This is a genomic window from Mesorhizobium sp. B1-1-7, assembly GCF_006442705.1.
GTDB lineage: Bacteria > Pseudomonadota > Alphaproteobacteria > Rhizobiales > Rhizobiaceae > Mesorhizobium > Mesorhizobium opportunistum.
In genome coordinates this window covers 148,302-161,860 of the sequence record NZ_VFWQ01000006.1, presented here as the reverse complement: position 1 = coordinate 161,860, position 13,559 = coordinate 148,302, and the positions used below count along the sequence as shown (strand labels likewise).

The following is a 13,559-nucleotide window of genomic DNA, read 5'->3' as shown; positions in this document are numbered from 1 at the left end:
AAAGGGACGGTTGGTGATTCACGTGAAACATCGCCAGCCGTGGTGACTCAGCGAAAACACGGCGCCACGCCCTACCTCCCCCTTGTGGGGAGGTCGCACCGCAGGTCCGGGTGGGGGTCAGCGCCGCACCCCCGCCCCGCTGCTTCGCAGCGACCCTCCCCACAAGGGGGAGGGTATAGACGCATTGCCCTGTTTCACGTGAAACTAGCCGCGAAGTTTTCTTGACAGCTTGATCTTGCGGGGACATGTGTCCCTGCATTCTATTCGAGTCCAGGATTTGGAAATGACCGATCACTATGAGGTGGTTGTGGTGGGCGGCGGCCATGCGGGTTGCGAGGCGGCCAGTGCTGCCGCGCGCGCCGGCGCCCGGACGGCGCTGGTGACGCTGCGCTTCGACACGATCGGCGTGATGTCTTGCAATCCGGCGATCGGCGGGCTCGGCAAGGGCCATCTCGTCCGTGAAATCGACGCCATGGACGGGCTGATGGGCCGGGTTGCGGATGCTGCCGGCGTCCAATTCCGCCTGCTCAACCGCCGCAAGGGCCCGGCGGTGCGCGGACCGCGCACCCAGGCTGACAGGAAGCTCTATCGCCTTGCCATGCAGGAAGCGATTCGGCAGCAGAACGATCTCGACGTGATCGAGGCCGAAGTGCTCGACTTCGAGATCGAAGAGGGACGGATCGCCGCTGTGCTCCTGGCCAATGGAAGGCGACTTGCCTGCGGCGCTGTGGTGCTGACGACGGGCACCTTCCTGCGCGGGCTCATTCACATCGGCGAGAAGAAGATTGTCGCCGGCCGCATGAATGAGCAGGCGAGCCTTGGCCTATCGGCGACGATGAGCCGTGTGGGCTTTACGCTCGGCCGCCTGAAGACCGGCACGCCGCCGCGGCTGGACGGGAAGACTATCGATTGGGCGTCGCTGGAAAGCCAGGCGGCGGACGAGGATCCCGTGCCGTTCTCGCTGATGACCGATCGCATCGAGACGCCGCAGATCGAGTGCGGGATCACCCGCACGACCACGGCCACGCATGAGTTGATCCGTGCCAATCTCGGTCGCTCCGCCATGTATTCCGGCTCGATCGAGGGCGTGGGGCCACGCTATTGCCCGTCGATCGAGGACAAGATCGTCAAGTTCGGCGACCGCGACGGCCACCAGATCTTCCTCGAGCCGGAAGGGCTCGACGACGACACGGTTTATCCCAACGGCATTTCGACCTCGCTGCCGGAGGATGTGCAGCTCGACATCCTGAAGACCATTCCCGGGCTGGAGCGGGCTGTGATGCTGCAGCCCGGCTATGCCATCGAATATGATCATGTCGATCCGCGCGAGCTCAATCAGACGTTGGAGACGAAGCGTGTCGCCGGGCTGTTCCTGGCCGGACAGATCAATGGCACAACCGGATATGAGGAAGCCGCGGGCCAGGGCTTGCTTGCGGGGCTCAACGCGGCGCGGCGCGCATCGGGCGGCGAGCAGATCGTGCTCAGCCGCACCGAGGCCTATATCGGCGTTATGGTCGATGATCTAACCAGCCGCGGCATCAGCGAACCCTACCGGATGTTCACCTCGCGCGCCGAATTCCGGCTGTCGCTGCGCGCCGACAATGCGGATGAGCGGCTAACGCCTCTCGCTGCAAAGCTGGGAATCGCCTCGGCGCAAAGGATGCAGCGGTACGGCGAGGCCATGCGCCGGCTAGACGAGGCGCGAGCGCTGGCGACGGCGCTGACGATGACCCCCAATGAGGCGGCGCGGCACGGGTTGGAGATCAACAGGGATGGTGTGCGCCGGTCCGGCTATGAGCTGCTGGCCTATCCCGATGTCGATGTGGCCTGGCTGGCCAGGGTCGAGCCGGGATTTGGCGCGGTCGATGCCAAGACAGCGGAGCGTCTCGAAACGGAGGCGAAATATTCCGTCTATCTCGATCGGCAGAAGACCGATGTTGCGCAGATTCGCCATGAGGAGAGCCGGCTGATCCCGGAAACCGTCGATTTCGCCGGTGTGCCTGGCCTGTCCAATGAATTGAAGCAGAAGATGCAGGCGCGGCGGCCGCGCTCCATTGCAGACGCCCAGCGCATGGAGGGCATGACGCCGGCGGCGCTGGCGATCATCGTCGCCCATGTCCGGCACCATGAGGCTGCACAGAGGCCGCAGCGCGAACGAAGAGTTGTTGCGTGAGCTCACTAGAGAGCCTGCAGGACGCGGCCGGTCCGGTTTCACGTGAAACATTCGATCGCCTGGTGGCGTTCGAAGAGATGTTCCAGAAATGGAACCGCAGCATCAATCTCGTGGCGCAGTCGACATCGGGCGACGTTTGGCAACGACACATCCTGGACAGCGCGCAGCTGGCGCGGCTGGAGCCTGATGCCAAGCGCTGGGTCGACATCGGTTCGGGCGGCGGATTTCCCGGCCTTGTGATGGCTTTTCTGCTCGCCGACCGCGACGGCGCCAGCATCGACCTAGTGGAAAGCAACCGCAAGAAGGCGTCGTTCCTGCAGGCCGTGGTTGGTCAGTTCAGCCTGCCGGCCCGTGTGGTGGCCCGCCGCATCGACGAAAGCCATGCGCTTGTTTCGACACCGCAAATCGTCACGGCGCGGGCCTTGGCCTCGCTGCCGACGCTGCTGGATCTGTCGGCGCCCTGGCTGACGACCGGCGCGCGCGGCCTGTTCCACAAAGGCCGGGATTATCGCGCCGAAGTGCAAGAAAGCGTTAACCGATGGGCCTTCGATCTGGTAGAACATCCCAGTGTGACCGACCCGCATGGCGTCATCCTCGAACTGTCCGACCTGCGACCTGTCTGATCTAGACTTGTCGAGCCATTGGCGACCCGAAAAATGAATTTCTGGCATAAATCCATGATGAAGAACGGCCCCCGAATCATCACCGTAGCCAACCAGAAGGGCGGCGTCGGCAAGACCACCACCGCCATCAACCTTGCCACCGCGCTGGCGGCGATCGGCGAAAAGGTGCTGATCGTCGATCTCGACCCGCAAGGCAACGCCAGCACCGGCCTCGGCATCGACCGCAAGGACCGGACGGTGTCGTCCTATGACGTGCTGACCGGCGAGCTGGATCTGGAAGAAGCGGCCATTCCGACCGCGGTGCCAGGCCTGTCGATCGTGCCGTCGACGCTCGACCTGCTCGGCATCGAAATGGAGATCGCCTCGGCGCCCGACCGGGTGCTCAAACTGCGCAACGCGCTGCGCGCCGCGACCGAGCGCGGAGCGCCGTTCGGCTATGTGCTGATCGACTGCCCGCCGTCACTCAATCTTTTGACTTTGAATTCAATGGCCGCGGCCGATTCTGTTCTCGTGCCGCTGCAATGCGAGTTCTTCGCGCTCGAAGGCCTCAGCCAGTTGCTGGAAACCGTCGAGCAGGTCCGCCGCTCGATCAATCCGGATCTCACCATCCAGGGCATCGTGCTGACCATGTATGACGGCCGCAACAATCTCGCCAACCAGGTGGTGCAGGACGTGCGGCAGCATATGGGCGACAAGGTCTATGAGACCATCATTCCGCGCAATGTGCGGGTGTCCGAGGCGCCGTCCTACGGCAAGCCGGCAATCCTTTACGATTTGAAGTGCTCCGGCAGCCAGGCCTATCTGCAACTGGCCTCGGAAGTGATCCGTCGCGAGCGCAAATTGCGTGCCGCTTGATTAGACCGGATGCAGGATCAACAGCCGATTCGATACCGAAACGATCTTGAGACCTTGAATAAAGAAGACTTGGAAAAGAGATGAGCGAAGACCTTTCGAGAAAGAGACTGGGCCGTGGGCTGGCTGCACTGATCGGCGAAATCGACCGGCCGGCGGCACCCGAAAAGCCCGGCATGAGCGCCGACGGCAAGGTGCCGATCGAGTTCATCAGCCCGAATCCGAAAAATCCGCGCCGGCATTTTGGCGATGCCGAGTTGACCGATCTCGCCCAGTCGATCCGCGAACATGGCGTGGTGCAGCCGGTGGTGGCGCGGCCGTCGCCGACGCAGGCAGGCCGCTACGAGATCATCGCCGGCGAGCGGCGCTGGCGGGCGGCGCAGCGCGCCGGTCTGACGGAGATCCCGGTCATCATCCGCGAGGTCAACGACCGCACCGCGCTCGAGCTTGCGATCATCGAGAACGTCCAGCGCTCCGACCTCAACGCGGTCGAGGAAGCGCAGGGCTATCAGCAGCTGATCGACGAGCACGGCTACACCCAGGCCGACCTCGGCAATGTCATCGGCAAGAGCCGCAGCCACGTCGCCAACACGCTGCGGCTGTTGAAGCTGCCGGATGTGATCCGCGACATGCTGGTCGACGGCGCGCTGTCGGCGGGTCATGCCCGTACGTTGGTCACCGCGGAGGATCCGGCCGGTCTGGCCAAGCACATCGTCGAAGAGGGCCTTTCGGTGCGCCAGGCCGAGGCGTTGGCGCAGATGCCGGTCGGTCCCACGCCGGCCAAGCCGAAGCAACCGCAGGGCGCGCCGGAAAAGGATGCCGACACGCTGGCGCTGGAAAAGCTGATGACCGACACGCTCGGCATGATCGTGGCCATCGATCACAAGGGCAAGGGCGGCGAGTTGCGGGTTTCCTATCGGTCGCTGGAGCAGCTCGACGAGCTGTGCCGGCGGTTGAAGCAGGAACGGTAGTTAGCCGGCGAATTACCTTCGGGATTCGGCGTGGGCTGGCGTTGCCAGCCCTTCTCTTTTTCAGTCTCGATGATTGGCGAAATCGGCGAGGCTGCCAATCTCCCTCCTTGAGGGGGAGATGGCCGGCAGGCCAGAGGAGGTCGTCTCCATCAAGCGCCGACCTGCTGAAGGGGAAGAAGAGGTTGGCGTCCGGTCGTGCCGACCCCCTCTGTCGCCTTCGGCGACATCTCCCCCTCGAGGGGGGAGATTAGCCACGCTGCCCCAGCCTCGCGCTTTCCACCGCGATCCCCAGCAACGCCTGTCTTGCCAGCGCCACCGACAGATCCGGCCGCCGCCGCGTCTGCAATACTGCCGTCTGCAACCGGGTCAATGCACGGCCAAGCGCGTCGCTGCTCCAGCGCTCCAGCGCCTTCTCGACGAGCTTGCGCCGCGAGAAGAAAACCGGGGGGCGGGCGCCGGCGACGACCGAGGCCGCGTTGCGGCCGCCCTGTTCCATCTGGCCGCGCATCACCTGGATCTGCTGCAGCTGGCGCATGGCCGAGGACAGCACCAGGAAAGGTGGCCCGCCGGACTGGCAGTGACGGGTGAAGGCGGTGTCGAAGTCGCCGACCTTGCCTTCGAGCAGCGCGTCGACCGCGTCGTCGAACGAAGCGCCCGACACGTCGCCGGACATGGCGCGGACCTCTTCGAGCCCGATTTCCTTCTGGCCATGGGCGTAAAGAACAAGCTTCTCGATCTCGCCGCGCGAGGCCAGCCGGTCGCCGCCGAGATTACGGCGCAGCGCCTGCCTCGCCTCCAGCGTCATCGACATGCCGGCCTTGCGCAGCTCGTCATCGATGACCGTATCGATGTCGCGCGCCTCATCGGCATAGCAGGGCAGCGCCATGGCAATGTCTGCGGCCTCGACCACGGCGCGCAGCCCGACGCCCTTTTTCAAATCGCCGGCCTCGATGAGGATGATGGCATCACGCGCGGGCTCCGCCGCCAGCGCCTTGACATCGTCGGCCAGCGCCTTCTGGCCGCTGGCATTGCGCACCCAGAGCAGGCGCCGGTCGGAAAACATCGGCACGGTGCGGGCCTCGTCGAGCAGCCGGCCCTCGTCGCGATCGACCTCCGAGCCTTCGAGCCGGACCACCGAGAAGGGATCGTCGAGCGGCAGGCCGGTTTTTGCGGCAAAGGCTTTCGCGCGCTCGGAAACGAGGCCGCGATCGGGGCCGTAAAGCAGGACGATTGAGATGCGCGCGTCAGGTCGAGCGAGCCAGGAATCGACCTCGAAAGCTTTCTTCTGTGCCATGAAGGGTGGGTTAGCATGATGCGGGGGCGGCTTCCAGCTTTGGCACCCTTCCTCTCCCTCCGGAGGGGGGAGAGGTGGCGCTGCGAAGCAGCGACGGAGTGGGGGAAGCCGCTCGTCAGTCGCACCGCGCAAGATAGGCACACGCTGGCGAGCGAGAACTGGAGCAAGCGGCAATCGGTCGAAAGCAGGTCGACCCCCACTCCGTCGAGCTTCGCTCGACACCTTTCCCCCGATCGACGGGGGAGAGGAAGGGCGCGAGCTTGCCAGCCAATCGCCTTATCTTCCGACAAACTCCCGGCAATCTTGGCCCTAATTGCGCGCCAGCCCTCAACATCGACAAGAAATTTCGCGGACATATCTTCATCTTGGTGCGCGAGATGTCGGCGTGGCCGGTCCGATGCGCGAGGCCTGCCCCAGCGAATTCGCACTGGTCTGGCGGCGCGGATGTGCAAATATCGGCACCAGGCAACATTGGAGGACAAAGGTCATGACCGATGCTGGGATGTTGCGTTTCCATGTTCCCGAGCCGGAAGTGCGGCCGGGCGGCACGCCTGATTTCTCCAATGTGACCATTGCCTCGGCCGGTTCGGTGCCGCGCCCCGATATCGACGTCGATCCGCGCACCATCCGCGACATGGCCTTCTCGATCATCCGCGTGCTGAACCGCGATGGCGAAGCGGTCGGTCCGTGGGCCGGGCTGCTCACCGACGAGGAGCTGCTGGAGGGCCTGCGTCACATGATGACGCTCAGGACCTTCGACGCGCGCATGCAGATGGCGCAGCGGCAAGGCAAGACCTCCTTCTACATGCAGCATCTCGGTGAAGAGGCGGTGAGCTGCGCCTTCCGCAAGGCGCTATCGCCGGGCGACATGAACTTCCCGACCTATCGTCAGGCCGGCCTGCTCATCGCCGACGGCTATCCGATGGTCACGATGATGAACCAGATCTATTCCAACGAGGCCGACCCGCTGAAGGGCCGGCAGTTGCCGATCATGTATTCATCGAAGGAGCACGGCTTCTTCTCGATCTCCGGCAACCTGGCGACGCAGTATATCCAGGCGGTCGGCTGGGCGATGGCTTCGGCGATCTCGAACGACTCCAAGATCGCCGCTGCCTGGATCGGCGACGGCTCGACGGCGGAGTCCGACTTCCACTCCGCACTGGTGTTCGCCTCCACCTACAAGGCGCCGGTCGTGCTCAATGTGGTCAACAACCAGTGGGCGATCTCGACCTTCCAGGGCATTGCACGCGGCGGCTCGGGCACCTTTGCCGCGCGCGGCCTCGGCTTCGGCATCCCGTCGCTGCGCGTCGACGGCAACGACTATCTCGCCGTCCATGCCGTGGCCAAATGGGCGGCGGAGCGGGCGCGCGGCAATCTTGGGCCGACGCTGGTCGAATATGTGACCTACCGCGCCGGCGCCCATTCCAGCTCGGACGATCCTTCCGCCTATAGGCCGAAGACCGAATCCGACGCCTGGCCGCTCGGCGACCCGATCATGCGGCTGAAGAACCACCTGATCCGGCTCGGCGTCTGGTCGGACGAACGGCACGCGCAGGCAGAGGCGGAAATCCTCGACACGGTGATCGCGGCGCAGAAGGAGGCCGAAAGCCACGGCACGCTGCATGCCGGGGGCAAGCCGTCGACGCGAGACATGTTCGAAGGGCTCTACGCCGAAATGCCGCCGCATCTCCGGCGCCAGCGCCAGCAGGCGGGGGTCTGAAGCCATGCCAAGGCGGACCATGATCGAGGCGATCCGTGATGCCATGGATGTGTCGATGGGGCGCGACGACAAGGTCGTCGTGTTCGGCGAGGATGTCGGCTTCTTCGGCGGTGTCTTCCGGTGCACACAGGGCCTGCAGGCCAAATACGGCAAGAGCCGCTGCTTCGATGCGCCGATCAACGAATCCGGCATTGTCGGCTCGGCCATCGGCATGGCCGCCTACGGCCTGAAGCCGTGCGTGGAAATACAGTTTGCCGACTACATGTATCCGGCCTACGACCAGCTGACCCAGGAAGCAGCCAGACTGCGCTATCGCTCGAATGGCGACTTCACCTGCCCGATCGTGGTGCGCATGCCGACCGGCGGCGGCATTTTCGGCGGCCAGACGCATAGCCAGAGCCCGGAAGCGCTGTTCACCCATGTGTCCGGCCTGAAGACGGTGGTGCCGTCCAATCCACATGACGCCAAGGGGCTGCTGATCGCGGCGATCGAGGATCCCGATCCGGTGATCTTCCTCGAGCCGAAGCGACTCTACAACGGCCCCTTCGACGGCCATCACGACCGGCCGGTGACACCGTGGTCGAAGCACGAGCTCGGCGAGGTCGCCGACGGCCATTATACCGTGCCACTCGGCAAGGCGGCGATCCGCAGGGCCGGCTCGGCGATCACCGTGCTTGCCTACGGCACCATGGTCTATGTCGCGCAGGCAGCAGTCGAGGAGACCGGCATCGATGCCGAGATCATCGATCTGAGGACGCTCTTGCCGCTCGACCTCGACACGATCGTGGCCTCGGTCAAGAAGACCGGGCGCTGCGTCGTCGTGCATGAGGCGACGCTGACCTCCGGCTTCGGCGCCGAGCTGTCGGCGCTGGTGCAGGAAAACTGCTTCTACCATCTGGAAGCGCCGGTGGCCCGCGTCGCCGGTTGGGACACGCCCTATCCGCACGCGCAGGAGTGGGACTATTTCCCCGGACCGGCGCGGGTCGGCCGAGCCCTTATTGAAACGATGGGAGCTTAAGATGGGCGAACACATCATCAAGCTGCCCGATGTCGGCGAGGGCGTCGCCGAGGCCGAACTTGTCGAATGGCACGTCAAGGTCGGTGACATCGTGCGCGAGGACACCGTGCTCGCCGCCGTCATGACCGACAAGGCGACGGTCGAGATTCCATCGCCCGTCGATGGCGAGATCCTGTGGCTGGGCGCCGAGATCGGCGACACGGTGGCGATCGGTTCACCGATCGTTCGGCTGCAAGTAGCAGGCGAGGGCAATGTGAGGCCGCAAGGCGGCGCCAACGTCGAGCCGGTGGCCGCCGAGCCTCCGGCGAAGCTTCCGACGCCGAAGCCCGAGAGCGCCGCGCCGACCACGAAAGCTCAGTCGAAGGCCAGTGTGCCGGAGGCGAAGCCTGCCCCGGCCGCTTCGAAAAGTTCGGCAAAGATATCCGTCTCCGGCGCGCCGCGTCCGGAAGGTGAAAAGCCGTTGGCATCGCCAGCTGTTCGCCTGCGCGCGAAAGAGGCGGGTATCGATCTCAGGCAGGTCGCGGGAACAGGCCCGGCCGGCCGCATCGGCCATGAGGACATCGAGGCTTTCCTGGCGCGTGGGCCGCAGGTGGCCAAGGCATCGGGCCTTGCCCGCAACGACGCGGTCGAGGACATCAAGGTGGTGGGCTTGCGGCGCAAGATCGCCGAGAAGATGACGCTGTCCAAGTCGCGCATCCCACACATCACCTATGTCGAGGAGATCGACGTCACCGCGCTGGAGGAATTGCGCGCCGCGCTCAACAAGGAAAAGCCGGCGGCCAAGGCGGAGCGGCCCAAGCTGACGCTGCTGCCATTCCTGATGCGGGCGATGGTCAAGGCGATATCGGAGCAGCCCCAGCTCAATTCGCTGTTCGACGACGAGGCGGGCATCATTCACCAGCATGGCGGTATCCACATCGGCATCGCCGCGCAGACGCCGTCGGGCCTGGTGGTGCCGGTGGTCAAGCATGCCGAGGCGCGCGACATCTGGGATTGCGGCGCCGAGGTCGTCAGGCTGGCTGAGGCCGCCAAGTCGGGTACGGCGAGCCGCGACGAGCTGTCCGGTTCGACGATCACCATCACCTCATTGGGCGCCATGGGCGGTGTGGCGACGACGCCGGTCATCAACCACCCGGAAGTGGCGATCATCGGCGTCAACAAGATGATGGTGCGGCCGGTGTGGGACGGCACCCAGTTCATTCCGCGCAAGATGATGAACCTATCATCGAGCTTCGACCATCGGGTGATCGACGGCTGGGACGCGGCGGTGTTCATCCAGCGGATAAAGGCGCTGCTGGAAACGCCAGCGCTGATTTTCGTGGATTGAGGGGGATGTTGATCGCGAAGCACGAAGCGTCGGGATCCAGGCTCCCCCTTCTCCCCTTGTGGGAGAAGGTGGCGCCGAAGGCGACGGATGAGGGGTGTTCCAGGGAACGCAGACGTCTCATTCCGCTGAAACACCAACGCCTCACTCCGCTGGAACACCCCTCATCCGTCTCGGCGCTAAAGCGCCGATCCACCTTCTCCCACAAGGGGAGAAGGGAAGGCGTCGCACTCATCACCAAAGGGACGCAGCTGCCATGAAAGAAATCTCCTGCAAGCTGCTCGTCATCGGGGCCGGTCCGGGCGGCTATGTCTCAGCCATCCGTGCCGGGCAGCTCGGCGTCGATACCGTTATCGTCGAGGCCGGCAAGCCCGGTGGCACCTGTCTCAATGTCGGCTGCATTCCGTCGAAGGCGCTGATCCATGCGGCGGAAGAGTTCGAGAAGGTCGCGCACATGGCCGGCGGTAAGAGCCCGCTCGGTATTTCGGTCGCCGCGCCTACGCTTGACCTCGGCAAAACCGTCGCCTGGAAGGATGGCATCGTCAGCCGGCTTAACAGCGGCGTTGCCGGCCTGCTCAAGAAGGCCGGCGTGAAGACCGTGCATGGCTGGGCGACATTCCGTGACGGCAAGACCGTCGCGGTCGAGACCGAGACCGGCGTACAGGTTATCCGCGCCGAGGCGATCGTCATCGCGACGGGCTCGGCGCCGGTCGAACTGCCGTTCCTGCCATTCGGCGGGCCGGTGATTTCATCGACCGAAGCGCTGGCTTTGAGCGAGGTGCCGAAGAGGCTCGCGGTGGTCGGCGGCGGTTATATCGGGCTGGAACTCGGCATGGCCTTTGCCAAGATGGGTACGGCGGTGACCGTGGTCGAGGCCTTGCCGCGCGTGCTGGCGCAGTATGACGCCGAACTCACCCGGCCTGTCGTGAAACGGCTCGCCCAGCTCGGCGTCGAAGTGATGCTGGGCGCCAAGGCCAAGGGCGTCAAGGGCGATGCGCTGCTGGTCGAGACCGCGGACGGCAAGAGCGCCAAAATTGCCGCCGACAAGATCCTGGTCACGGTCGGCCGCAAGCCGGTGACCGAAGGCTGGGGGCTCGACCAGATCGACCTCGACATGGCCGGAAAATTCATCCGCATCGACGACCAGTGCCGCACCTCGATGCGCGGCATCTTCGCCATCGGCGACGTCACCGGCGAGCCGATGCTGGCGCACCGGGCGATGGCGCAAGGCGAAATGGTCGCCGAGATCGTCGCCGGCCATAAGCGCAGCTGGGACAAGCGCTCGATCCCCGCCGTCTGCTTCACCGATCCGGAGCTGGTGACGGCGGGCCTGTCACCCGAAGAGGCGAAGGCGCTCGGCGGCGAGATCAAGATCGGCCTGTTCCCGTTCGCCGCCAATGGGCGGGCGATGACGAAGATGGGCGAGGATGGGTTCGTTCGTGTCGTCGCCCGCGCAGACAACCATCTGGTGCTCGGCATCCAGGCGGTCGGGCAGGGCGTGTCGGAATTGTCGGCGGCTTTTGGGCTGGCGCTGGAGATGGGCGCGCGGCTGGAGGACATCGCCGGCACGATCCATGCGCATCCGACGCAGGGCGAGGGATTCCAGGAAGCGGCGCTCAAGGCGCTGGGCCACGCGCTGCATATTTGAGGGCACTTTTCCTCTCCCTCCGGAGGGGGGAGAGGTGGCGCTGCGAAGCAGCGACGGAGTGGGGGAAGCCGGTCCTCAAATGCGCCGCCGCTGGCAACTCACCACAGGGCCTCGATCAGGGCGAGGCATCGTTTCGGCTTGAATAGCAACGCCTGAGCCAGGTCGACCCCCACTCCGTCGAGCTTCGCTCGACACCTCTCCCCCGATCGACGGGGGAGAGGAATGGCGCGAACCTGAGCGCCACCTCAGCCCGCTAGCCGGCTCACCATCTCGTGCTGGGCGTAGGCGCGGCCGAAGCGGTTGGCTAGGAATGCGTCCAGCGCGATCTCTTCCTGCTTGACGAAGCCGGTTGCCGGCAGGCTGCCGTCGGCCAGCATGTCGAGCACGGCGCAGATGCCGGATGCGGTGGTGATCTGGATGGCGCTGCGCACCACGCTGCCGACGCGCTTCGAATAGATTTTGTTGGCGTAGGTTTCCTGCAGCAGGCGGCCGTTCTTGCGGCCGGAGACGGTGACGAAGACGATGACCACGTCCTGCAGTGTCGCCGGCAGGGCGCTCTCGAAAATGTCCTTCAGCACCTCGCGGCGATGGCGGAGCCCAAGATCGTTGAGCAGCGCCTTCATGATCGCGGCGTGGCCGGGATAGCGGATGGTGCGGTAGTTCAGCGTGCGCACCTTGCCCTTCAGCGTCTCGGCCAAAGTGCCGAGCCCACCCGAGGTGTTGAACGCTTCGTAGGTGACGCCGTCGAGCGAGAACTCCTCGCGCTCCTCCAGCGGCGGCACTTCGACCAGCTCGCCCTCGACGATCGCCTCGCACGGCTCGCAATATTCGTTGATGACGCCGTCGGTGCTCCAGGTCAGATTGTAGTTCAGCGCGTTGGATGGATATTGCGGCAGCGCGCCGACGCGCATGCGCACGCTTTCCAGCGTGTCGAAACGGCTGGCGAGATCGTTGGCGACGATCGAGATGAAGCCCGGCGCCAGGCCGCATTGGGGAATGAAGGCGCTCTTGCCCGAGCGCGCCAGCTCCTTGACGCGGCGGGTCGAGACGACGTCCTCGGTCAGGTCGAGATAGTGCACGCCGGCGCTGGCCGCCGCTTCGGCGATCCGCGTGGTGAGATGGAAGGGTGCCGCGCTCAGCACCGCGAACTTGCCGGCGAGCGCTGCTTCGAGCGTGCCTGTTGCGGCGATGTCGAGTTCAAGCGTCTCGACGCCATCGGGCACTTCGGCCGCGGCGAGCTGCGCCGCCGAGCGGTCGACGAGGGTGACGTGGTAGTCGCCCGTTACGGCGAGCATCTCGGCAATGGTCGAGCCGATCTTGCCCGCGCCGACGACGATGATTTTCTTCATGACTGAATCCCTCGAACCAAAGCTGATTGTGCAACAGAATCGCAGCTTGCCTGTCGAAAGGAAGCGTGGAATCTGGCAGAGTGAAACCTATCTTTAGCTGAATTGCCGAAGGGATTCGTCGAAATGCTCAGTGAAGCCGAACAGGCCCTGCTTTCCCTGCTGCGCGCCAACGCACGTGCGTCGACAGCCGAACTGGCGCGGCAGCTCGGCGTGTCGCGCACCACGGTGCAGAGCCGGATCGAGCGGCTGGAGCAGCGCGGCATCATCGCCGGCTACGGCGTCAAGCTCTCCGCCGATTACGAGCAGGGGCTGGTCAAGGCGCATGTGCTGCTCACCGTGACGCCGAAGCTCGCCGACAAGGTGGTGCGCGCCCTGCAGGCATTGCCGCCGGTCAGGACGCTGCATTCGGTGAGCGGCAATTTCGACATGATCGTCATCGTCGACGCGCCGTCGATCCGCGACCTCGACGCCCTGCTCGACCAGATCGGCGCCATGGAGGGTGTCGAGCGGACCTCGTCGTCGATCATCCTGTCGACAAGGATAGAGCGGTGAGGGCGATACAGCCGATCTCCCCCCTTGCGGGGGAG

General features: G+C 64.9%; 11 protein-coding genes. 9 read left to right on the top strand and 2 right to left on the bottom strand.

Annotation, left to right across the window (positions count from 1 at the left end):
* Positions 1-283 precede the first annotated feature (283 nt).
* The 4 genes from mnmG (at position 284) to FJ978_RS11955 (ending at position 4,619) form a co-directional block, all read left to right on the top strand.
* The gene (gene mnmG, locus FJ978_RS11970; RefSeq protein WP_140572277.1) at positions 284-2,173 is read left to right on the top strand and encodes a tRNA uridine-5-carboxymethylaminomethyl(34) synthesis enzyme MnmG; all 1,890 of its coding nucleotides are present in this window, start codon (positions 284-286) and stop codon (positions 2,171-2,173) included.
* Positions 2,170-2,796 (top strand): 16S rRNA (guanine(527)-N(7))-methyltransferase RsmG, encoded by a 627-nt coding sequence (gene rsmG / locus FJ978_RS11965; RefSeq protein ID WP_140572276.1) that lies wholly within the window; start codon positions 2,170-2,172, stop codon positions 2,794-2,796. Before mnmG ends, rsmG begins: the two co-directional genes overlap by 4 nt.
* Before the next feature lie 54 nt (positions 2,797-2,850).
* Positions 2,851-3,651, top strand: a complete 801-nt coding sequence (locus FJ978_RS11960; RefSeq protein WP_140572424.1) for a ParA family protein — start codon at positions 2,851-2,853, stop codon at positions 3,649-3,651.
* Positions 3,652-3,731: 80 nt separating this feature from the next.
* On the top strand, positions 3,732-4,619 hold the full coding sequence (locus FJ978_RS11955; RefSeq protein ID WP_140572275.1) for a ParB/RepB/Spo0J family partition protein: 888 nt from the start codon (positions 3,732-3,734) through the stop codon (positions 4,617-4,619).
* Positions 4,620-4,866: 247 nt separating this feature from the next.
* Here the strand turns inward: FJ978_RS11955 and holA are convergent, their stop codons facing one another.
* Complete coding sequence (gene holA, locus FJ978_RS11950; RefSeq protein ID WP_140572274.1) at positions 4,867-5,913, bottom strand: DNA polymerase III subunit delta; 1,047 nt, start codon at positions 5,911-5,913, stop codon at positions 4,867-4,869.
* 487 nt (positions 5,914-6,400) lie between these two features.
* Here holA and FJ978_RS11945 point away from each other — a divergent pair, with 487 nt between their 5' ends.
* The 4 genes from FJ978_RS11945 to lpdA all read left to right on the top strand — a co-directional run bounded on the left by FJ978_RS11945 (position 6,401) and on the right by lpdA (position 11,623).
* Positions 6,401-7,633, top strand: a complete 1,233-nt coding sequence (locus tag FJ978_RS11945; RefSeq protein ID WP_140572273.1) for a 3-methyl-2-oxobutanoate dehydrogenase (2-methylpropanoyl-transferring) subunit alpha — start codon at positions 6,401-6,403, stop codon at positions 7,631-7,633.
* A 4-nt stretch (positions 7,634-7,637) separates the two neighbouring features.
* On the top strand, positions 7,638-8,651 hold the full coding sequence (locus tag FJ978_RS11940) for an alpha-ketoacid dehydrogenase subunit beta (RefSeq protein WP_013892143.1): 1,014 nt from the start codon (positions 7,638-7,640) through the stop codon (positions 8,649-8,651).
* A gap of 1 nt (position 8,652) precedes the next feature.
* On the top strand, positions 8,653-9,978 hold the full coding sequence (locus tag FJ978_RS11935) for a dihydrolipoamide acetyltransferase family protein (RefSeq protein ID WP_140572272.1): 1,326 nt from the start codon (positions 8,653-8,655) through the stop codon (positions 9,976-9,978).
* A 253-nt stretch (positions 9,979-10,231) separates the two neighbouring features.
* Positions 10,232-11,623, top strand: a complete 1,392-nt coding sequence (gene lpdA, locus FJ978_RS11930; protein WP_140572271.1) for a dihydrolipoyl dehydrogenase — start codon at positions 10,232-10,234, stop codon at positions 11,621-11,623.
* A gap of 245 nt (positions 11,624-11,868) precedes the next feature.
* Here the strand turns inward: lpdA and FJ978_RS11925 are convergent, their stop codons facing one another.
* A complete protein-coding gene (locus FJ978_RS11925; protein ID WP_140572270.1) occupies positions 11,869-12,972 on the bottom strand; it encodes a saccharopine dehydrogenase family protein in 1,104 nt (367 codons plus the stop codon).
* A 123-nt stretch (positions 12,973-13,095) separates the two neighbouring features.
* On the opposite strand from FJ978_RS11925, the gene FJ978_RS11920 reads away from it, so the two are divergent.
* A complete protein-coding gene (locus FJ978_RS11920; RefSeq protein WP_140572269.1) occupies positions 13,096-13,524 on the top strand; it encodes an Lrp/AsnC family transcriptional regulator in 429 nt (142 codons plus the stop codon).
* Positions 13,525-13,559: the final 35 nt, after the last annotated feature.